The following is a 21,623-nucleotide window of genomic DNA, read 5'->3' as shown; positions in this document are numbered from 1 at the left end:
TCACTCAAAGGTTTCGACTCGGATCATCGTGGGCTTGGATTTGATGACGGGCAAGCGGCCGATGGCCTGCAGCGCCTGTCGCATGGAGGCGTTGGTGGCGTCGTGGATCATGAGAATCAGCGGCACGCTCCGTCCCCCGTGTCCCTCCGGCTGCATCACGGAAGAGATGCCGATCCGCGCCTGGCCGAGAATGGCCGCGATGCGTGCCAGCACCCCAGGTCGGTCAGTGACATCGAGGCGGAGATAGTAACGAGAAACAGCGTCATCAATCGGCTGCACCTGACCGCCTCCCTCGCAGGGAGTGAAGGCCGGGATGCGGCGAGGGGAGCCGTGCTTCAGGTCCAGTGCGGCGTCGCCGATGTCGCTGAGCACCGAGCTAGCCGTGGCATCCTGCCCGGCACCACGTCCGTAGTACAGCGTATCTCCCACGATGTCTCCACGCAGGAACACCGCGTTAAACACGTCGTTCACGCTGGCCATGACATGACCGTCGGGAACCAGGGCCGGGTAGACCGAGACTTGAACCAAATTGCGGCTCGGAGTGCGTTTGCCGACGGTTTTGACGATGCCGAGGAGCTTGATGGTGTATCCCAGCCTCGCCGCGAACTCGATATCGAGCTTCGTGATTCCTCGAATTCCCTCGGTGTAGATCTCGCCCGGCTTGACCCAAAACCCATGGGCCAAGGAAGCCAGGATTCCGACCTTGTGCGCCGCGTCATGTCCATCAACGTCCAGGGAAGGCTCCGCCTCGGCATAGCCCAAGCGCTGAGCATCCGCCAAAACGGCTGAAAAGTCCGCGCCTTCACGCTTCATGCGCGTGAGGATGTAATTGCAGGTCCCGTTGACGATGCCGTAGAGCCGGGCGATGCGATTGCCGATCATGGACTCCCGGAGAACTTTGATGATGGGGATCCCGCCAGCAACACTCGCCTCGTAATACAGGTTGCCACCGTGCTCTTGGGCGACCCGGAACAGTTCCTCACCGTGAGCGGAAAGTAAGGCCTTGTTGGCAGTGATGACCGGTTTGCCACGGCGGAGCGCCTCGAGCACCACGGTTCGTGCGGTGGTGGTTCCGCCCATCAATTCGACCACGAGATCGATCTCTGGATCGTTCACCACCGTTTTCCAGTCCTGGGTCAGCAGCCGCGCCGGAAGCTTCACTCGCCGCGCCCGTTTAACATCGCGCACGGCGATCCGACGCACTTCCAGGGATACCCCCAGGCGACTGGCGAGCAGGGAACGGTTTCTCTGGAGTGCTTGGAACACCCCTCCGCCCACTGTCCCGGCTCCGATAAGGCCTATATTTACCCGCCGCATATGAATGGGCAGCTTGGCTGGAAACAGCGCGGGGGACAAACATTTTTTGTGGTGGCTGTCGCCGTGGGGTGAAGGACAGATCTCGAGAATTCCTCCAACGGCGGCCGTTCAACCCACGCAGATCCTTACCAAGGATGAGATAGGCCCAGCGGGGAACGGATGAACCCCAAAGGACGCGACGTCAGACACGGAAAAATGGGACTCGATAAAAAGATGGAGTCGCACGTTAAAACCCGGAGCCAGATTTAAGGTTCACTTTCCCTCGGGACCCACATCGCGTCCTTTGCGTCCTCTGCGGTTCAAAACCTCATCCTTCCGGTCCACCATGCCGGTCCACACGCCAAATCTTCTTTTCATTGCCTGGGCTGGCTTCCAATGTTGACGGGATCACACGTGACGCATGTCCTCGCTAAGCACTGAGAACACTCTGAGTCGGCAGACCCTTTTGGTTCTGGTGGGCGGGGTGCTCTTGTTCGTGGTGGCGGGTTTCGCGGCCGGCGCGCTTGGCCTGACTACGAAAGCTGCCTGGTCCGCCGCCACGGTGCTGCTCATGGCATTTTGGTGGATCGTGCAGCCCATACCATTGTGGGCCACGGCACTGCTGCCACTGTTGCTGTTTCCCATGGCCGGGCTGAACTTTCGAGCGATTCTAGGTGCCTATTTCGATCCGGTTAACTTTCTATTTCTAGGAGGCATGTTGATTGCCGCCTGCATGGAACAGTGGTTCCTGCACCGCCGCCTAGCCTTGGGCATCGTCTCTTTTCTAGGGGTGAGCCCCCGCCGGATTGTCCTAGGCTTCATGCTCGCCACGGGATTCATCACGCTTTGGATCTCCAACACCGCCACGGCCTTGCTCATGTACCCGATCGGGCTTGCAGTCTTGCAGAAGTTTGCCGAACAGCGGGGGGCTGACGATCCAGATATCCGCCGCTTTGGTGCCGCCCTGATGCTCGGGATTGCCTACGCTGCCAGCATCGGGGGCGTCGGGACCAAGATCGGCACCGGCCCGAACCTGATCCTGGTCAAACAGTATGCTGCCGCCAACCTCGGGGAGATCTCGTTCCTCACCTGGCTCAAGATCGGATTGCCGATTGTCATCCTCTATCTGCCCTTGGTGTGGTTGTATCTGGTGCGCGTCGCGGAACCCATCTCGGCCCGCGATTTTCCTGGGGGACGCGAAGCGATCAACCAAGCTCGTTCTCAGCAAGGGGCGATGTCGCGGGGCGAATGGGTGTCGCTGTGTGGTTTCCTGTTGGCGGCCTTTCTCTGGACCTTCCGTCAGGAAATGGATCTCGGGTTTTTGCGCATTCCCGGTTGGTCCGCGCAGATTCCATGGACTTGGAAGGGGGTGCTGGGGGATCTCCATGCGACCCTGCCGGCCCCGGTCGTGAAACTCCTTTCTCCCTCCGGGGCTGAATCCCAGATTGCCCTGCTGATAGGGGTTGGTCTGATGCTGGTGCCGATTCGGCTGCGGCCGGTCGAGTTTGCCTTGAGCCGCCGGTCGGCACGAGGGATCGCCTGGTCCATGCTTTTGGTTCTCGGCGGTGGATTTGCCATGGCGGAAGGAATCCAGGGCAGCGGCCTATCGGATCTCATCGCGGGCGGACTGAAACAGCTGCCGACCATCCATCCCTTGCTGGTCCTCTTTTTAGTCTGTCTCCTGACCACCGCGTTAAGCGAGGTGGCGTCCAACGTGGCCACCGTGAGCATCATGCTTCCGCTGGTCACCGCCATGGCGTCGGGACTGGGCATTCATCCCGGCAGCCTGATGTTTGCGGCGACGCTCGCGGCGTCTTTTGGATTCATGCTCCCCGCCGGCACTCCCCCGAACGCCGTCGTATTTGCCAGCGGCTACCTGACCGTGCCCCAGATGGCCCGGAACGGATTGTTGGTCGATTTGGGGGGCGCTGCCCTCATCAGCCTAGTATGCTACTGGGTTGCGCCATGGGCACTGCGCGGGTGAGCGGGTCAAACTGTCCTAGCTTGGGGTCGTAGGCAAACAGCTCCGCATTGTCGATTTTAAAGAACCATCCGTGCAGGTGCAGTCTTCCCTCCTCCAGCCGGCGGGCGACGCAGGGGTACGTGTGCAGGTTCTCCAGGGCGAAAAGCACATTCTCCTCCTCGGCGGCGCGCAGGCGATCCTCGGGGAGCTTGAGATGGGAATAGTTCTTCATGACCGTGTCGCGCACCGAACTGGCGACCGAGAGCCACCCTTCGAGATGCGGCAGCGTGTGGCTGGCTCCCGGCGGTAGGCCATCCATGAGCGCCCGGACGGCGCCACATTGGGAATGACCGCAAACCACAACGTCGCTGACGCCGAGCGACTCGATGGCGAACTCGATGGCCGCAGCCGTGGAGTTGGTGCTGCCGGTCGTGTTCGAGGGCGGGACAATATTTCCGACATTCTTCACGACGAACAGGTCTCCCGGCTGGCTCTGGGTGATCAATTCCGCCAGCACGCGGGAATCGCTGCAGGTGATGAAGAGCGTGTGCGGATTCTGGCCTTCTCGAGCCAGCCGCTGAAACAGTTCTCTGTGCTTGCCGAATTCGGTCTCCCGAAACCGGTGAACGCCTTCAATCAAGTTTTGCACAGCGCTTAGCCTAGTGAAGATTGGGTCGCGTGCGAAGGAAATTGAACACAAATGTATGTTCAAGACTCCCCGCTTTTGATTTAACCATGCTGTGTCGCGTCATCATGTCTCGTCCAACACCAACGACCCAACGCTCGGGGCCAAGCCCCGCGGCACATGGGAGGTCATCCGGCGGGTCCTGCCCTACCTTCGCCCCTATAGGGGGTTGGCGATGGCCAATATCGGGTGCGCCATCCTTTCGCTGGGCTTCGCCCTGTCCTACCCGCGGTTGATGCGGATCATCGTGGATGATGTCATCGCGAACGCGCGGCAGGACCTGTTCGTTCCGGTGATTCTGGCGCTTTTCGGCGCATTCGTCCTGCGGGAGGTCTTCAACAGCCTGCGCATTCGTGTGAACAATGTGTTTGAGCAGAACGTGATCTTCGACATGCGCCGGGATCTTTATCATCGGCTCCAACGGCTGCCGGTCAGTTACTACGATCAGCGGTCGTCGGGGGATCTGATGACACGGGTGATTGAAGATGTGAATTCGGTCGAGCGTGTTCTGATCGATGGGACGGAGCAGGGGACCGTCGCCCTCCTGAGCATCGGGGTCGTTCTGGCGTTGCTTTTCGGCTCCAACGCATCTCTGGCCTGGATGGCCCTGGTGCCGCTGCCGATATTGGCGTCCGGTGCCTTGTGGTACACCCTAACGGCCCACAAACGGTATCGGGCCCAGCGGCAAGCTTCGAGCGCGATGAACGCGTTACTGATGGACAGCCTCTCGGGCATTCGTCAGATCAAGGCCTTCGGCCGGCAAGATCACGAGGATGCACGTTTTGCCGCCCGGGCGGACGATCTGCGCCAGGGGACCCTTGGAGTGATGCGCGCCTGGTCCTACTACTCTCCCGCCATGGCATTGGCGGCTTCCTTAGGCACTGGGTTGGTTCTTTGGGTGGGTGGTCGGCAAGTGATGGCGGGGACCTTGACCATGGGCAAGTTGCTGGAATTCGTTTTCTACCTGGCTCTGTTCTATGACCCCATCGGGAAGCTGCACGGGTTGAACCAGATGCTTCAGGCGGCCCGAGCCGCGGGAGAACGCGTTTTCGACATCTTCGACGCGCCGACCGAACGCGCGGATCGCACCGCAAAATTGGTCGAGCCGATCCGCGGCGAGATCGTGTATGAGAACGTCCAGTTCTCTTACGGTCCGGATCGGACCGTTCTTAAAGGAGTTTCCTTGGAAGTTCGACCGGGACAAATGATTGCCCTCGTGGGGCCGACAGGGGCGGGTAAGTCGACCTTGGTCAATCTGCTTCCAGGTTTCTATGAAGCCACGGGTGGGCGGATTCGTATCGATGGTCAGGATATCGCCTCGGTGTCGCTGTCCTCGCTGCGCAGACACATCAGCGTAGTTAGTCAGGAGCCGTTCTTGTTCAACGGCACCGTTCGTGAGAACATTCTATATGGTCGGCTCGAAGCTTCGCCGGAGGAGGTGGAGGCGGCGGCCAAGGCGGCCAACTGCCACGACTTTATCACCCGTCTTCCGGATGGCTACGATTCTCGGGTCGGGGAGCGGGGAGTCAAACTGAGCGTCGGTGAGAAGCAGCGAGTCAGCATTGCCCGGGCTCTGCTGAAGAACTCTCCCATTCTGATTCTCGACGAAGCGACGGCGAGCGTCGACACCGCCACCGAACGGCTGATTCAGGAGGCGCTCGCTCGATTGCTGCGAGGCCGGACGAGCTTTGTGATCGCCCATCGGCTCAGCACCATTCGGGAGGCCGATCAGATTCTGGTTCTGAAGCAAGGGGAGATCGTCGAGCGCGGCACGCACGACCAACTGGTGGCCGAAGGTGGCCTGTATGCCAAGCTGGCGCGGATCCAGAACACGACCTTTATCGAAGAAGGCTTCGCCAAAATCGGGGAAGAGGGTGCGTGACCGCACGCTTTTCCGCCGTGAAAACTTAACGCCGCGGATGTAACGTGCGAGTTCGTAATCGGAGCACGGTAGTATAAAGTCCGTATCGCATCGGGCTCCAGCACCAACGCTGCGTCTCATCCCATTCAGGGCTGACAGCCCGACATAAGGCCGCCGATGAGATCATGACTCGTGGCGTGTCCTCATTTGATTTTCTCATTCGTCCAAGTAGGGAAGTCAGCGCACGATGCCTCATCTCAACTGCAACACCGAATCACATGATGAAAGACCAGGTTCCCAAGAACGTCATCTGCCTCTGGTTTAATCACGACGCTGAGGAGGCCGCGAGTTTCTACGCAGCCACCTTCCCAGACAGCCATGTCAGCAGAGTGTGCCACGCACCCTCCGACTACCCCGCCGGGAAGGCAGGCCAAGTGCTTACGGTGGAGTTCACCGTGCTCGGCATTCCCTGTTTGGGACTCAATGGCGGTCCGGCCTTTGCCCACAGCGAGGCCTTCTCGTTTCAGGTGGCCACCGACTCTCAAGAGGAGACCGACCGCTACTGGAATGCCATTGTCCGCAACGGTGGTCAGGAGAGCGCCTGTGGATGGTGCAAGGACCGGTGGGGGGTGTCCTGGCAGATCACCCCGCGAGTGCTCACGCGAGCGATGGCCGCCGGAGGCGCTGAAGCCAAGCGCGCGTTCGAGGCGATGATGGGCATGAAGAAGATCGATATAGCCACGATCGAAGCAGCCCGGCGTGGATGAGCTGCAAACGGCGGTTTTAACCTCGGATGACACGGATGACACGGATGACACGGATGTGAAAGAATATGGGGCTTTCAGTCCCCGACGACACCTTTCGGGTGAGGATCGCAGCGACACATTTCCTTGGGTCAGGGGTCGTCGTCGTGAGATGCTTTCTTTCCTCGGCCCCGTGGATCTTGCGGCGCTGCGATCCACGGCTAATCTCTCTGAACCCTCGGGTTCGGGACACTGAAGGAGCGGATGCATCGCTTGTTTCAACGTTCATTTTCCTTCGGGTTTCACATCGCGTCCTTTGCGTCCTTGGCGGTTCAATAACTCCTTCCCCTTCGCAAAGGCTCGGCCTGACTGCTACCACGTTAGGGTCTTGCCGGATGGGATCCACGGCTGATCGCCTCAACTTTGACCTTGAGGAGGAGGGAAGGGGACCGGTTATGCTGCGGATCCGATGAGCATCTTTGAGGACTTGCAGTGGCGCGGCTTGGTGGCGGATTGCACCGACGTGGAGGGGTTGACCAAACGGTTGGCTTCCGGCCCCATCACGCTGTATTGCGGATTCGACCCGACGGCGGAAAGCCTGCACGTGGGCAATCTGGTTCCCCTGCTGGCGCTGCGACGGTTTCAAAACCTGGGTCATCGCCCGATCGCGGTGGCCGGCGGTGCCACGGGGTCGATTGGCGATCCCAGCGGCAAGACCCAGGAACGTCAGTTGCTGACCCCCGAGATCCTCAACCGCAACATTGCTTGCGTCAAAGTTCAGCTCGCCAAGCTCCTCGATTTCGAGACGGCGGCGAACCCCGCCCGTCTGCTCGACAATGCGTCGTGGACCGCGCCGGTCAGCTTCATCGATTTCCTACGCGACATCGGAAAGCATTTTTCGGTGAACATGATGGTCGCCAAAGAAAGTGTGCGGGCGCGCATGGAGGATCGCGAGACGGGCATCAGCTACACCGAGTTCAGCTACATGCTGCTTCAGGCCTTCGACTTCTATCATCTCCGCAAAGAGACGGACTGCGAGTTGCAGATTGGAGGCAGCGACCAGTGGGGGAACATCACCGCGGGTACTGACCTCTGCCGCAAGAAACTCGGGGCCACCTGCTTCGGGCTCACTCTTCCGCTGATCACCAACGCCGATGGCAGCAAGTTCGGCAAGAGTGTGGCAGGAGCCATCTGGCTCGATCCGGCCCGCACGAGCGTGTATCGTTTCTACCAGTTCTGGATTCGGACCGACGACCGGGACGTGATCCGTTACCTCAAGTATTTTACGTTCCTGACGGCCGACGAGATCTCCACCCTCGAGAAGCAGCATGTGGAACGTCCGGAAGCACGCATAGCGCATAAGGCCCTCGCGAAGACCATTACGGATTTGATCCACGGCGAAGCCGCGACCCAGGAGGCGATTCGGGCCAGCGACATCCTGTTCGGTGGCGGCTTAGAAGGGATTTCCGAGTCCACGTTCAACGACATTGTGGGGGAAGTCCCCACCAAAGCCCTCGAGGCGTCGAAGTTGGCTGGTGAGGGGATGTCGCTACCTGACGTGTTGGTTCACTCGGGACTGGCGAGTTCCAAAGGTCAGGCGCGCAAAGACATCGAGGGTGGAGGGATTTATCTTAATAATGTCAGAACTCCAGAGACGGCAAAACAGGTCAAAACCGAAGATTTGCTCTTCGGCAAACATCTTCTACTGCGCAAGGGTAAGCGGAACTACACTTGCATTACCGTCAGCTAATCCGTCAACGCCACCAAGGCGGTGTCATTGAGGTGGTGGGTGGCCCTATTCCGCTGCGAGTGGGGCCGAAGCGCATCGAAGTCGGAGAGCACCCAATCTGATTCGACCGTGCAACGCACTCTTCGTTACGCAGAAGAATGCGGCAACCATTTCCTGAACTTCCCCAGCCGCTGTCGCTGGTCATGTGATGCTTTTCGCCTAGCTTTTTTGGCCCTCATCTGATATTTGAAAAGGGTTCACTACGGACTCTGAAGTCATTATTTAGGTGCATTAGGAGAAGCATAAGATGCAGTCGAATGTTCTGTCCCTCGGGAAACTCGGGCTTCGCGGTCGGAGGCCCGGGCATCGGCAGTCGGTATGGCTAGCAGGGAGGCTGGCCCGGCTGCGAATTATCCAGGCTGCGATTCTGCTCGCTCTGTCCCTAACGGGGCAGGGAGGCAGTTGGGCTGCGGATTTGGGGAAGGGTAAAGGCGAGCTGAGTAGCGAAGCCATCGCGTCCATTGAGGCGCTGCAGCAGGAAAAGGCCACCCGGTCACCGCTGCACCGCAAGTTAGATTCTCAACTAGTCTATGCCCTCCGCGAGACAGGCGCTGGAAGGGTCAACTCGATTCACCCACACCACCGCTCACGGATGCGGCCCTTGGAACGTGGTCAGGTGCTTTTGGATATTCGGGCGGACGTCACCCCGGAGCTGCTTGCATTCGTTCAGGCACAGGGCGGAATGGTCATCCATTCAGCCGCCTCTCTCCGCGCTCTCCGGGTTCGCCTGTCACTCAGCGCCCTGGAGCGGCTCGCCGCCCGCCCAGAGGTGAGGCGGGTGCGACCTGCTGACGAGGCCACCACCAACGCTGGAAGCGTCGAATCGGAAGGTGGAGTGACACACGGGGCGACCTCGTTTCGTGAGAAGTATCGCGTCAGCGGATCGGGAGTTAAGGTTGGGGTGCTCTCCGATAGCGTGGATTTCTTGTCGAACGTAAGGCAATCGGGAGACCTGCCTGAGGTAAACATCATTCCCGGTCAAGAAGGCCTGGGAAGTGGCGAAGGCACGGCGATGTTGGAGATCGTTCACGACCTGGCACCTGGAGCGGAGCTGTACTTTGCCACCGCGTTCAGTGGAGAAGCTAGTTTCGCTCAGAACATCCGAGCGCTTCATGCCGCAGGTTGTCGGATCATCATTGACGACATCACCTACTTCAACGAGTCGCCTTTCCAGGATGGCATTATTTCCCAGGCTGTTCGGGATGTCTGTGATGCTGGGGCGCTGTACTTTTCGTCCGCTGGAAACTCGGGAAACAAGGGGGACGGCTCGGCTGGAACCTGGGAAGGTGATTTTGTGGACGGCGGGGCGGCGACACTGGGACGCGGTGGGCGTCTGCATTCATTCGGAGCGAACACCTTCAACACGGTGCTGGCCGGCGGTGGATTCCGCCGCATCGACCTGTTTTGGAGCGATCCGCTCGGCCGGTCCACCAACGATTACGACGTCTACGTCCTGGACAGTGCGGGACGGGTCGTGGCGAGTTCTACCAACATTCAGGACGGTAACGATGATCCTTATGAGAACATCAGCTCGTTAAACATCGGCGATCGCATTGTCATTGTGAAGCAGCGTGGAGAGGCGCGATACCTCCACCTTTCCACAGGGCGGGCGCGTCTGGCGGTCTCGACAGGCGGGAATGTGCGAGGACACAACGCGGCCAGCGCTACGAATGCCTTCTCAGTGGCGGCCAGCTGGGTAGGAGCCGTTCCGAAGCTTTATACGGCATCGACGGTCAGCCAGGTGGAGGTTTTTTCATCGGATGGTCCCCGCCGGATGTTTTACGACGCGACAGGCAACCCGTTTACCCCCGGGAATCTGTCTTCGACGGGTGGTCGGGTCCTGCAGAAGCCGGATATCACCGCCGCCGACGGCGTCGCTACGGCCACCCCTGACTTTCGACCCTTTTTCGGCACCTCCGCAGCCGCCCCGCATGCGGGGGCGATCGCGGCACTGATCTGGTCCTACAATCCCACATTGACGCCCGCGGAGGTCCGCGAAGCGATGTTGACCACGGCACTGGACATCGAGGCACCAGGGGTGGATCCCAGCTCCGGTTACGGAGTCGTGATGCCGGAGAGCGCGGTCGCTTCGGTGCGCCAGCCTGCTCCACGGATCACCCTCCAGTCCGTTTTCCTCCGGGATGAGAATGGCAATGGCCATATGGACGCGAACGAGTGTGGTGAGCTGATGTTCGAACTGCGCCATCTACTGGCGCCTACCGGGAGCATGGCAACCGGGCTGAGGGCCAGCCTGACAAGCCAGGATGTGGAAGTCGTGATAGATCCAGCCCCCCAGGTGTTTCCAGACCTCGCGCCTCAGTCCCTAGGCAGCAACGCGATTCCTTTCCGGATCAGCACCAAGGATTTTCCCAGCTGTGATCGCCCCCTCCATTTCGAGCTGCACGTGAGTGCCGACAACATCCCGCTGCAGACCTTCCCGTTTCAGCTGGAAACCCAATCCCCGGGGGATTCTCCGGCCGTTATCCGCTCGGCCACCGATGTTCCCAAGCCGATTGTGGATTTGGGGGAAACGGTGTCGGTGCTCGCGGTGGATGGGCTTCCTTCACCGATCGCCACCGTGGAGGTGGAGCTGCACCTCCTTCATACCTATCTCTCTGACCTGGTTCTCGAACTGACGGGGCCGGATGGGACAACGGTTCTGCTCGCCGCGAACCAAGGCGGCAATGGGAGCGACTACGGGACGTCTTGCGCCCAGCCCACTCGGCTATCCGACGCCGCGAACTCCCGGCTGGGAAGCTCGACGCCTCCCTATGTGGGAACCTTTCGATCCGAGGAATCTCTGGGAGCTTTCCGTGGAAAATCCGGCGATCAAGCCAACGGCAACTGGCGCTTGAAGGTTCATGACATTGCGGAAAACGACGTCGGCGTGCTGGTCTGCTGGTCCTTGGACTTCCGGCTGGTGAATTGTGAATTAGGCAATGGCCGATGCCTGGTGCCGCCGGAGATCACGCAACAACCGGCGGACCAACTACGGGTTGAAGGTCAGCCAGCGGCGTTCTCCGTCCTCGTGACCGGGACGCCTCCGTTGAGCTATGAATGGTTCAGGGACGGGCAGGCCATTCCCGGGAGGGTGGGGGCGGAACTCCTCTTGGATCCAGTGAGTCCGGACGACGCTGGCAACTACTCGGTGCGTGTGAGCAATCCTTATGGATTTGTGGAAAGTCTCGCTGCCTCTCTGCAGGTGGCTACCCTGCCGGGAATCACCAGCCATCCGACCGACCGAACCGTGTCCGCCGGCGACTCCGCTTCCTTTTCGGTGGCGGCTACCGGCACCGGTCCGCTGACCTATCAATGGTTTTTTGGCGTGAGTCCGCTTGCGGGAGAGACCAATGCCACTCTGGTCCTGGCCAGCGTTTCGGGAGCGGACGCCGGAAGCTACTTGGTTCAAGTATCCAGCCCTTACGGTGAGGCTACGAGCAGCAACGCCTGGTTGACCGTCATCCTTCCCCCCAGCATTTCCAGAATGCCTTCCGATCTAGTAGTGACCAACGGGGGGGCCGCAGTCATGAGTGCCGAAGTGGCCGGAACGCCACCGTTGACATTTTATTGGGTGAAGGACGAAACCCAATGGATTCCCGATGCGGTCGACTCCAGCCTGCTCATCAGTGGCGTTACCCTGGCCGATGCCGGTTTTTATTCCTTAGTCGTGAGCAACCATGCGGGTGTCGTCCGCAGCCGATGGGCCCGGCTCGACGTGCTGCTTCCCGTCGAGTTCTTGGTGTCGCCTACCAACCAGGTGATTGCGCTCCATGGTAACGTTGAGCTGGTGAGTCTGGCTCTTGGCGTTCCAGCCCCAGCGTATCAGTGGTATCGTTCAACGCCTGAGGGCTTTGAGATCATCGATGGTGCGACCAACTCCAACCTGCAACTTCCAGCGGTCGACTTTTCAGATACGCGAGGTTACCGGGTGACGGCCTCCAACCTGCTTTCCATGGCAACCAGTCTCGTCGCCCAGATTCAGGTCCTGGCCGTCCCTCTCATTACGTCGCAACCCAGTTCGCTGAAGGTGGTAGCCGGGACCAGCGTGTTCTTTGAGGTGGCCGTCAGCGGAGAGGGCCCCTTTACTTACCAATGGTTCGTCAACGGGGACTCTCCCTTGCTCGGGAAGACCGAGGCTCGCTTGATCCTGAGCGAAGTCAGCGATCCGGACGTCGGGAGTTATCATGTCGTGATCAGCAATCTGGTCGGGTCCGTCGCCAGTCAGCCCGCTCGGCTTGAATTGGGCAGCCCCGTGGTTATCACCGGCCAGCCTATTTCCCAAGAGGTTGGCGTCGGAGGGGCGGCGGTGTTTCAGGTCGCTGCGACGGGTGACAGCCCGCTCGCCTATCAGTGGTATTTTAACGCCACCAACGTGCTGGCGGGCCAGACTAACGAAAGTTTGGAGCTGAGCGGATTGACGTTCGACAGTGCAGGGGACTACGGCGTTGTCATAGAGAATTTTGCCGGAAGTGTTACGAGCCAAGTGGCCAGGCTGGATGTCTTGCAAGCTCCGCTCATCGTCACCGACCCCACATCGCAGTCGGTCATTCTGGGCGCTACTCTCGAACTTTCCGGGGCTGCCGAAGGGTCGGGTCCTCTGGTGTATCGATGGATCTTTAACGACAACCAGATCGTTATCGGCGCGGAAGAGGCTACGCTTCGGATCTTGGAGATAGGAGCTGAAGCGGAGGGATTCTATGCACTTGAGGTCTCCAACCGGGTGGGCGCCGTACGGTCTGCGGCTGCCGTGGTTCAGGTGATTCGGCCGCCTCGGATCGACGAGGTCGCGGGCGCCAAGGTCGTGGCTTTCGGGGGGCACTTGGAGCTTCGCGCCGTTGTGACGGGCACGCCCCCCTTCCAGTTCCAGTGGCTGCGTGAGGGAGCGGGGCTGGCAGGGCAAACCAACGAGACCTTGGTTTTGGATGATGTTCAATTCTCAGATGCCCAGGGCTATCAGGTCCAGGTTACTAACCCTGCCGGATCCAAGTTGAGTGATGTCGTGTCCGTTAGCGTGTTGGCGGCACCGGTGATCACCGTTCCACCCCGGCCGCAGCTGCTGGCGGTCGGACAGCCTCTCGTGCTCACGGCCGTGGTGACCGGGGCCGATCCTCTGAGCTTTCACTGGATCTACAACACTAATCACGTTCTGGAGGGGGAGAACAGCAGTGTTCTGGAAATCCCCGCCGTGGAGTTGAGCCAGGCTGGCACCTACCAGTTGCAGGTCTCCAACGCAGTCGGGACGGCCTCCTCGGGGCATGTGAGGGTCCGAGTCGCCGAACCACCTGCGTTGCTGACTCAACCCGAGGATATCAGCCTGCCGCGGGGACGGCTTGCGCGTCTGGCGGTGGAGGCCAGCGGGAGCGCTCCTCTCCGCTACCAATGGTATTTCGAAGCTGGGAGTCCCGTGGTCGATGCGACCAACGCGACCCTCACCATCCCCAATGTGTCGAGCGCCGACGAGGGCGGATATCGAGTAGTGGTGACGAACGATGTCGGCAGCGTCACTAGCCGAGTCGCGTTGATCGACGTGAAAGAAGTTCCCCTGCTTCTCAGCCAGCCGGCGGATCAGGTTGTTGTCGTTGGCGGGGACGCCAGCTTCGCTGTGGACGCGCTCAGCCCCAGTCCAATGCGCTATCAGTGGTTGTTCAATGGCATCTTCTCCTTGCCGGATCAGACGAATGCGACCCTGGAGCTGCCGGACGTCGTTGTGGCCAGCGAAGGAGATTACTCGGTCGAAGTCTCCAATGATGAGGGGGCCGTAGTCAGTTCGCGCGCTCGGCTTCGGGTGATCGTAGCCCCTTCGCTGGTGGCTGAGCCGGCGGATGTAGAAGCGGCCGTGGGTGGGATCGCGGAGCTGTTCGCGGAGCTGGCCGGATCGATCCCGATGGACATCCAATGGTTCTTCTCCGATTCAGCGCCGGTTCCAAACGGCACCAATGCGCTGCTGCGGCTTGGCCCCCTGAGCCTTTCAGATTCCGGAGGGCTTTATTATTTGGTGGCCTCGAATCTCGCGGGGACGGTGACGAGTCGCGTGGCTTCCGTCAGCGTCTTCGCACCTCCAACCATCGTCGTTCAACCTCAGCCCACTCGGGTGGTCCTGGGGGCTACCGCCAGCTTTTCCGTCTCCGCGGAAGGGCATGCGCCATTGGGCTTTCAATGGTTCGGCCCCGACGCTCAAGCTATCCCGGGGGCGGATGGGCCGGAGCTGCAGTTGCCCGCTGTCACCGCGGCCTCCACCGGTCTTTACTCGGTGCAGGTGAGCAATCGAGTCGGAGTCGTGAGCAGTGCTCGAGTGAGCCTGGAGGTCGTGATTCCGCCCAGTGTCGAACTGGTATCCCAAGAGATCTTGGCTCCCGTGGGCGGTGAAGCGGTCATCACGGCCGTGGCTGCCGGTTCAGAACCCATGTTCTATCAATGGGTGTACTTCCAAACCAATCTGCTGGCGGATGCCACCAACTCAACCTTGGTGCTGTCGGACCTGGCCGAGACCAACACCGGCATTTACCAGGTGATCGTCACCAATTTAGCCGGCAGCGCTATCAGTGCAGAGATGTCGTTGCGGGTGGTTCCTGCCCCTCAGATTGTCGTTCAGCCGCAACCCTTGCTGGTTGCCCAGGGAGAATCGGCCGAGTTCCAGGTCACGGCGACTGGCCATGATCCCTTCAGCTATCAGTGGCTGGGGCCGGATTCACAGCCCATCCCTGGCGCCACGGACCGCGTGCTCGCCCTGCCTGCCGTGACTCCCGCCCAGGCCGGAAGCTATTCGGTGTGGGTGAGCAATGCCGTGGGCGTTGTGACCAGCGATGCGGCCCTGCTAAGCGTCGCGGTGCCTCCCCGATTCCTCAGCGCGCTGACCAATCAGATCGTTGCGGTGGGATCCACAGTTCGGTTCCAGGCGGAGATCGAGGGCACCGAGCCGATTCGTTTCGAATGGTTCTATGGCGAGAGCAGCCTGCCGGTGCAGCCCAACAGCAATGTCCTCGTTTTGGAAGGGGTGGGCCTGGAGCTGAGCGGAACCTACTTCGTGGAAGCTTCGAATCGGGCGGGAGTGGTGCGCAGCGAGGTCGCCCTTCTGACGGTGCTGTTGCCTCCCGCCATCACGACTCCGCCTCAACCCGCGACCGTCAACCAAGGTGATTCCGCGCGCTTCGAAGTCGTTGCAGCCGGAGCGGAGCCCTTGACATACCAGTGGTTTGGGCCGGATGGCGTCCTTTTGCCCGGGGAGGTGCTCCCGGTGTTGAATCTAGCTTCCGTGCAGCCTTCACAGGGAGGGCTGTATACGGTGCGCGTCCAGAACATCGTGGGTGAAGTTCTCAGCAGCGGGGTTCTGTTGACGGTGGTGGTCGCTCCGGTGGTGCTGACGTCCCCGAGCGACGTCCTGGCGGCGCGCGGCGGCGAGGCCCTGCTCACGGTGGTTGCTGTCGGAACTGAGCCGCTCTCCTATGCCTGGTTTTACCAGCTGACCAATCTGATTTCCGACGCCACGAACGCGAGCTTGCGCTTGGAGAATCTCCGACTCGATCAGAGTGGCGGCTACTCGGTGGTGGTATCCAACGCTGCGGGTGTGGTGCCGAGTTCGGAGGCGGTGTTGACGGTCCTGGAACCCCCCTCGATCACTCGTCAGCCGTTTTCCTTCCGGGTCCTTCAAGGCAATGCTGCCCGCTTCGAGGTGATCGCTCTAGGCGAGCCGCCCTTAACCTACCAGTGGATCGGTCCTGATCTGTCACCGGTGGCGGGTGGGAGCGGGGCGGTGTTGGAACTGGCCGCCGTGTCTGCGACCGATGCCGGCCCCTATCGTGTGGAAATTCGCAACGCGGTAGGATCGATCGTCAGCGACGAGGCTATTCTGGACGTCGTGTCCGCTCCCGTTATCAAGTCCCAGCCGCAGCCATTGCTGGCGGCGAAAGGGGGCGCGGCGGCCATGCAGGTTCAGGCGGCGGGATCCGAACCCCTCTTTTACCAATGGCTGATCCAGGCCACCAATCTGGTTGCGAACGCTACCAATGCGATCCTCTCCTGGGAGCACGTCGATTTCACCAACTCGGGTTTGTATTCTGTCATCGTTTCCAACGAGTTTGGAGTCGTAACCAGCCAGGAGGCGGAGCTTCAAGTCCTGGAAGCTCCCTCCATTCTTGGGATTAGCCCCAGCCTTTCGGTGGTGGTGGGTCAGAGCGCCGCTTTCGAAGCCGAAGTCGAGGGTGGGGAACCGTTGGCTCTGCAGTGGTATCGCGAGGGCGGTCAGCCTGTCCCGGGTGCCCAGACGAGCAGACTGGAGTTCGCCGCCGTGTCCGCTTCGGATGCGGGTTCCTATTTTCTGCGGGCGTCCAATGGGGTGGGAACGGTGGATTCTGCGGCGGTGCTCTTAGAAGTCTGGGTGCCTCCCTTTGAGACGATCCGTCCGCTGCCGCAAGTCGTGGCCGTGGGCTCACCCGCCGAGTTTCAGGTCTTCGCAGGGGGCACACTGCCCATTTCCTATCAATGGCTGCGCGAGGGTGCCGGGCCGCTGGCGAACGAAACGAACCATATCCTGCGCTTCGAAACAACGAGCCTCGAGATGGCGGGCAGGTATAGCGTGGTTCTATCCAATGTGGCAGGCGTGTTCGTTAGCGATCCCGTCACGCTCCGCGTTTTGGAGCGGCCGGTGATACTTCGCTCTCCGGTGAGCGCGACCGTGGCGACCGGAGCGGTGGTACGATTGGACGTGGAAGTTGCCGGATCAGCACCGTTTTCGTTCCAGTGGTATGCCGAGGGGGGTATCCCGATCCCTGGGGCGACTGAGCAGGTCCTGATTCTGCCCTCGGCGCAGCTGAGCGACTCAGGCAGGTTTTTTGTCGAAGTGGCCAATGAGGTTGGGGTAGTCAGCAGTGCGGCAGCAACCCTGGTGGTGCTCGAACCTCCATATCTGCTGAGCGAACCCATTGATCAAACCGTTGCCTCCGGAACGACGGTGGAGTTGAGAGCTGAAATTGGAGGTGCACCCGATCGGCAGCTTCAGTGGTATCTATCGGCTACCAACCCCGTCCCGGGCGCCGTGACGAATCCTCTCGTGTTCCCGGCGGTCTCGGTGGCGGATTCGGGAATTTATCATCTGACAGTGACCAATGAAGTTGGAGGGACTGTCAGCCGACCCGTCACGTTGACTGTCTTGGATCCTCCACTCATCGATGTCGTTCCCAAGTCTCTGGCAGTGGAGCAGGGCAAGGAGGCTGTCTTTGAGGTGGGAGCCCGAGGGAGTGATCTGCGGTATCAATGGTTCAAGGACGGTGCCATCCCGATTCTGGGAGCTACGAACCGCGTCCTGGTGATCGCCCGATCCAGCCTCGCCGACGCGGCGAACTACTCGGTGGTCGTTTCCAACCTGGTGGGGGTTGCGGCGTCCACATCCGCTGCGTTGCGCGTCCTGGTCCCGGCGCAGATTCTCTCCTTCTCCTACGATGGAAACCTGGCGGCCATCTCCTTTTACTCCCACAAGAATCTGCGCTACACTCTGGAAAACAATGACCAGCTGGTGGGCGTCCCTTGGCGAATTAGTTCGGGCTCGCTGCTCAGAAAAGGAACCGACGGTGTGATCACGCTCTACGATGTGCCGGGCGAGGCCGCGAGCTATCGGTTTTATCGAATCTTGGTGGAATGAGCGAGTTTGCCGAACCGCTCAGGGTACTTCGCCGACAGTGATGACCAACGCTCCTGGAGCGCCTTGGGCGAGAGCGGCCGCCGGGACCCGTTGGGCGCCAGCTCATGTGCGGACATGAGCTCGGCCATGTGGATCACATCCTCGATGGGCATCTGGATGGGCTGTAGCTGGAAAATCGCGGCGGTGCCGTCGCTGCTGGCCGTTGCGACGCGGGTAGAGGTCGGGTCGAAGCCGACCCAGTTGACTCGTTGCTGATGCCACAGAGGCGGCGTGATGGGTTCTCCCGTTGTCGCTTCCCAGATGCGAGCGCTCGCATCGCCGCTGGCGGTTCCCACCAAAATGGAGTCGGGGCTGTAACAGACCTTTCGGATATCGCTGAGATGCTGAAGGGGTAATCCCTGACGTTCCCCGGTTCCAAGATGCCACAGGTAGCCGAAGGTGTCCTCGCCCACCGCGGCGAGTTGCTCGCCGTTTGGAGAAAGGGCCACACTCCAGACGCCGTCGCGCAGGAGGAACGGTCCTGCCAGCAGTTTGCCGGTGGATACCTCCCAGACCAAGGCTCCCCGAGCATGGATGGTCGCATCCCAGCTTCCCGAAATAATGCGAGTCCCATCCTGACTGAAATGCGCCTCGGAGACTCGGCCTATGTGTTTCAGCGGGCCGCCGATCGAGGCTCCAGATTCGCTGCTCCAAAGCCGGACGACCCCATCGTCCCCCGCAGTCAAAACTCGTTTACCTGACGGATCGAACTCTCCATAAACCACCATCCGATCGTGGGCCAACGAGGGCCCGGCCACCCATCCAGTGGACCGCTCCCCGGCGTTAAGGAGGTTGGTGAGCGTAGGCCGATGCCAGAGTTGAGCACTGGCACTCCGAGTCACGCTCAGCAGGCGATCTCCTGAGGCATCAAAACGGACTTGCTTGATGGGATGTGCGTGAGGCAGAGCAGGAGCCAGTTCGGTCCCTGAGGTCCAGTCCCACCGGCGCAGCATTCCATCCAGAGAGCCGCTGACGAGTTCCCGCCCGTTCGGACTGAAGGTAGCCGCTTGAACTTCATGAGAATGCTGAAGCGGGCCGCTAATAGACCGTCCGTCCTCGGCGTCCCATACCTGCACCACCGTTCCGCCGACGGTGAGCAAGTGTCGACCCTCCAAGCTCCATTCGGCCGAAGTGACGGCGCCGGGATGCTTCAGTCGGAGGCCCACTTCAGCAGGAGGGCGCCAATTCCACAGACGGACCGTTCCATCAGCGCAAATCGTTAGCAGGCTGCGTCCATCTGGCGCGAAGACGGTGCCCAGTACGAACAGGCCGTGAGGAATGGGCGGACTGGCATGACGCGCCGTCCGAGCGTCCCAGAGAATGGTATTACCGTCGAAACCGGAGGTAGCCAGGAAGCCTTCATCGGGGGAGAAGGATATCGAGACCACTCCGTTATGAGGCGGGAAGGGGAGCGTCTCGGGGCGACCCGTAGCCACATCCAGAAGTCGGGCATTTCCGGCTGAGCCCCAACCCATGACGCGATCACCGGAGGCCGTGAAGATGAAGTCAGGGTTGGCGAGTATCAGTTCCTGCGAGGTCCATGCTTTGGATCCAGTTTCGACGTTCCAACAGTGGAGGCGACTGTCGGCCATGAACGCCACGACCCAACGCCCGCTCGGGTCAGCCTTGATGCTGATCGGCCGCTCCGGCAATCGAAGTTCCTTGAGCAGCACACCCGCGCCCGCGTCCCACACTCGGTAGCGGAGCCCATCCACAGTGGTGAGCAAACGGGTATCGCCTGAGAAGAAGGAGGCTCGGTGAGGACGTCCGCCGAGGGCGAGTTCTGAGCCCACCGTCTCCCAAGTCCCAATTTTGACAATTTTGATCCCCCGGGCGTTTCCCAGGGCGGCGATGCTTTTCGCGCGGCCCAAGGACAGCACCTGAAGCGTTCGCAGCTCAGGGGGATCCAGCCGTTCGCCGGACGCTACCGAGTAACAAGCCCAGCGGGACTGACTGTGCTGAGTGAGGATGAACCGTTGATCATCCGAGAGAAACAGGCGGGAGACCGAAGCGGGGGTCGTTATCGGGCTCCTCAGGTCTTCTCCGGTGCCACACAGTTTGAAGTAGACTTTCCCATCCGCGCATCCTAAGGCAGCGAAAGAGCCGTCGCGCGAGATCGCGGCCACATTGGCGGCCTCGGGCAGCGACCAGAATTGTCGAAGAGTGGGCAGCCGGTCGAGCAGGGCTTGGAAGCGAATGCGATGGCCAGTCTCGCGGGTGCCTCCATCCTGATCATGGCGAAGTCCCTCCGCCAGCCAGAGAAGCGCGTTTCCCATGTCCAAGTCGTCGGACCGGCGATTGCCCGCGGCGACATTCAATCGGACCGTCTGTTGACGCCGCTGTTCAGACTGGGCCTGGATGCGCTCATTGGCGGTTCGAAGCCTCGCCTGTGACACGACCAGCGTGGAGATAAAGGCCACGACGGAAAGCGAGGAGAAGGCCATGAGGGCGGCTTGAGCTGGATTCCGTCGGACCCATTTTCCGACGCGCTCCACCCAGGCTGCCGGCCGGGCGAGAATGGGCTCACCTCGCTCCCAGCGCTCCAAGTCTTCTGCGACCGCCAACGCCGAGCCATAGCGGCAGTTCGCCTCTTTCGCCAAGCACTTGAGGCAGATCGTCTCAAGATCGCGATCGACACTGGGCAGGCGCGGGGGGGCGTCCTCGGCAATGCTGCGTATCAATTGGGCGGTGGTCGCACCCCGAAAGGGAGGCGCTCCCGCCAGAAGTTCGTAAAGGATGGTTCCTATCCCCCAGATGTCCGTGGCGATGGTGACCTGGTCCGGTCGTCCGGCGGTCTGTTCGGGGGACATATACGCCGGAGTCCCCAATACCGAACCGGTGGCGGTGATTGAAGCGTCCTGGTCGAGCAGCCGCGCCAACCCGAAATCGGTGACCATGGGCACCTCGGCGGAGTCCATGAGGATGTTGGCGGGCTTGAGATCTCGATGCAACACACCACGCTCGTGGGCATGGTGAACGGCGCGCGCTACCTGGGCGACGATGCGCACAGCCCTTTGGGCGTTAAGCTGACCTGGCTGGCGTTCACCCTGAATCAACTCCGCCAAGGATCCGCCCTCACAGAACTTCATCGCGAGGAAGGGCTGCCCGTTCTCTTCCCCCACTTCGTAGACGGGAGTGATATTGGGATGGTCCAGCTTGGCCGCGGCCTCGGCTTCCAAACGAAACCGTTGACGGGTCGGCGGATGGTGAAGATGCCCCAGGCCCACCAGCTTCAGGGCGGTAATTCGATTCAGCGTTCGATGTCGCGCCCGATAGACGATCCCCATGCCTCCCCGAGCCACGAGTTCAAGCTCCTCGTAGTCGCCAAAGGTTTGTGGAGCATCGGCCGCTAGATCCGATGGGTCCAGGGATGGCGATCCAGGAGGGGCAAAGAAGGCGTTGAGCAGGCATCGGGAACACATAACTCCGGCGTCCTGCCCCGGGTTCGCGGTCCCGCAGCGCGGACATCTCACTGAGTTGATGGAGGATCCGGACATGTCAGCCGACGGGCGGTAAGATCTCTCCCGAGAGCGGTCTGCGCAATCAGAAATGGGAGAACGAGTCGGTAGGGGCGATTCGAAGTGAGCGAAATTCAGGCTGCACTTCTTCAAAG

General features: G+C 60.7%; 8 protein-coding genes. 5 read left to right on the top strand and 3 right to left on the bottom strand.

Translation table 11 applies throughout. The features are described from left to right. On the bottom strand, nt 1-1,317 hold the full coding sequence (locus tag JNN07_21090; protein MBL9170244.1) for a homoserine dehydrogenase: 1,317 nt from the start codon (nt 1,315-1,317) through the stop codon (nt 1-3). A 400-nt stretch (nt 1,318-1,717) separates the two neighbouring features. On the opposite strand from JNN07_21090, the gene JNN07_21085 reads away from it, so the two are divergent. After that, nucleotides 1,718-3,280: an SLC13 family permease gene (locus tag JNN07_21085; GenBank protein MBL9170243.1), complete on the top strand. Its 1,563-nt coding sequence runs from the start codon at nt 1,718-1,720 to the stop codon at nt 3,278-3,280. Here the strand turns inward: JNN07_21085 and JNN07_21080 are convergent. Further along, nucleotides 3,234-3,908, bottom strand: coding sequence for a carbonic anhydrase (locus JNN07_21080; protein MBL9170242.1), 675 nt, complete (start codon nt 3,906-3,908; stop codon nt 3,234-3,236). The two genes, JNN07_21085 and JNN07_21080, sit on opposite strands and share 47 nt — an antisense overlap. Before the next feature lie 211 nt (nt 3,909-4,119). Here JNN07_21080 and JNN07_21075 point away from each other — a divergent pair, with 211 nt between their 5' ends. The 4 genes from JNN07_21075 (at nt 4,120) to JNN07_21060 (ending at nt 17,971) form a co-directional block, all read left to right on the top strand. Further along, nucleotides 4,120-5,826 carry an ABC transporter ATP-binding protein gene (locus JNN07_21075; protein ID MBL9170241.1) on the top strand — a complete coding sequence of 569 codons (1,707 nt, stop codon included), beginning with the start codon at nt 4,120-4,122 and terminating at the stop codon, nt 5,824-5,826. Between the two features lie 260 nt (nt 5,827-6,086). Further along, nucleotides 6,087-6,572 carry a VOC family protein gene (locus tag JNN07_21070; GenBank protein ID MBL9170240.1) on the top strand — a complete coding sequence of 162 codons (486 nt, stop codon included), beginning with the start codon at nt 6,087-6,089 and terminating at the stop codon, nt 6,570-6,572. A gap of 445 nt (nt 6,573-7,017) precedes the next feature. Beyond that, on the top strand, nt 7,018-8,298 hold the full coding sequence (locus JNN07_21065; protein MBL9170239.1) for a tyrosine--tRNA ligase: 1,281 nt from the start codon (nt 7,018-7,020) through the stop codon (nt 8,296-8,298). Between the two features lie 286 nt (nt 8,299-8,584). After that, nucleotides 8,585-17,971, top strand: a complete 9,387-nt coding sequence (locus JNN07_21060; GenBank protein ID MBL9170238.1) for an immunoglobulin domain-containing protein — start codon at nt 8,585-8,587, stop codon at nt 17,969-17,971. Here JNN07_21060 and JNN07_21055 read toward each other — a convergent pair. Beyond that, nucleotides 17,950-21,432: a protein kinase gene (locus JNN07_21055; GenBank protein ID MBL9170237.1), complete on the bottom strand. Its 3,483-nt coding sequence runs from the start codon at nt 21,430-21,432 to the stop codon at nt 17,950-17,952. The two genes, JNN07_21060 and JNN07_21055, sit on opposite strands and share 22 nt — an antisense overlap. Nucleotides 21,433-21,623: the final 191 nt, after the last annotated feature.

The sequence above is a fragment of the Verrucomicrobiales bacterium genome, assembly GCA_016793885.1.
In the GTDB taxonomy this organism is placed as follows: Bacteria; Verrucomicrobiota; Verrucomicrobiia; order Limisphaerales; family UBA11320; genus UBA11320.
Note: the sequence above shows the minus strand (reverse complement) of the source record. Positions and strands in the feature narration are given on the sequence as shown.

Coding starts and splice junctions, on each gene's coding strand:
- JNN07_21090 (MBL9170244.1), bottom strand. CDS start 1,317: ATGCGGCGGGTAAATATAGGCCTTATCGGAGCCGGGACAGTGGGCGGA.
- JNN07_21085 (MBL9170243.1), top strand. CDS start 1,718: ATGTCCTCGCTAAGCACTGAGAACACTCTGAGTCGGCAGACCCTTTTG.
- JNN07_21075 (MBL9170241.1), top strand. CDS start 4,120: ATGGCCAATATCGGGTGCGCCATCCTTTCGCTGGGCTTCGCCCTGTCC.
- JNN07_21070 (MBL9170240.1), top strand. CDS start 6,087: ATGAAAGACCAGGTTCCCAAGAACGTCATCTGCCTCTGGTTTAATCAC.
- JNN07_21065 (MBL9170239.1), top strand. CDS start 7,018: ATGAGCATCTTTGAGGACTTGCAGTGGCGCGGCTTGGTGGCGGATTGC.
- JNN07_21060 (MBL9170238.1), top strand. CDS start 8,585: ATGCAGTCGAATGTTCTGTCCCTCGGGAAACTCGGGCTTCGCGGTCGG.
- JNN07_21055 (MBL9170237.1), bottom strand. CDS start 21,432: ATGTGTTCCCGATGCCTGCTCAACGCCTTCTTTGCCCCTCCTGGATCG.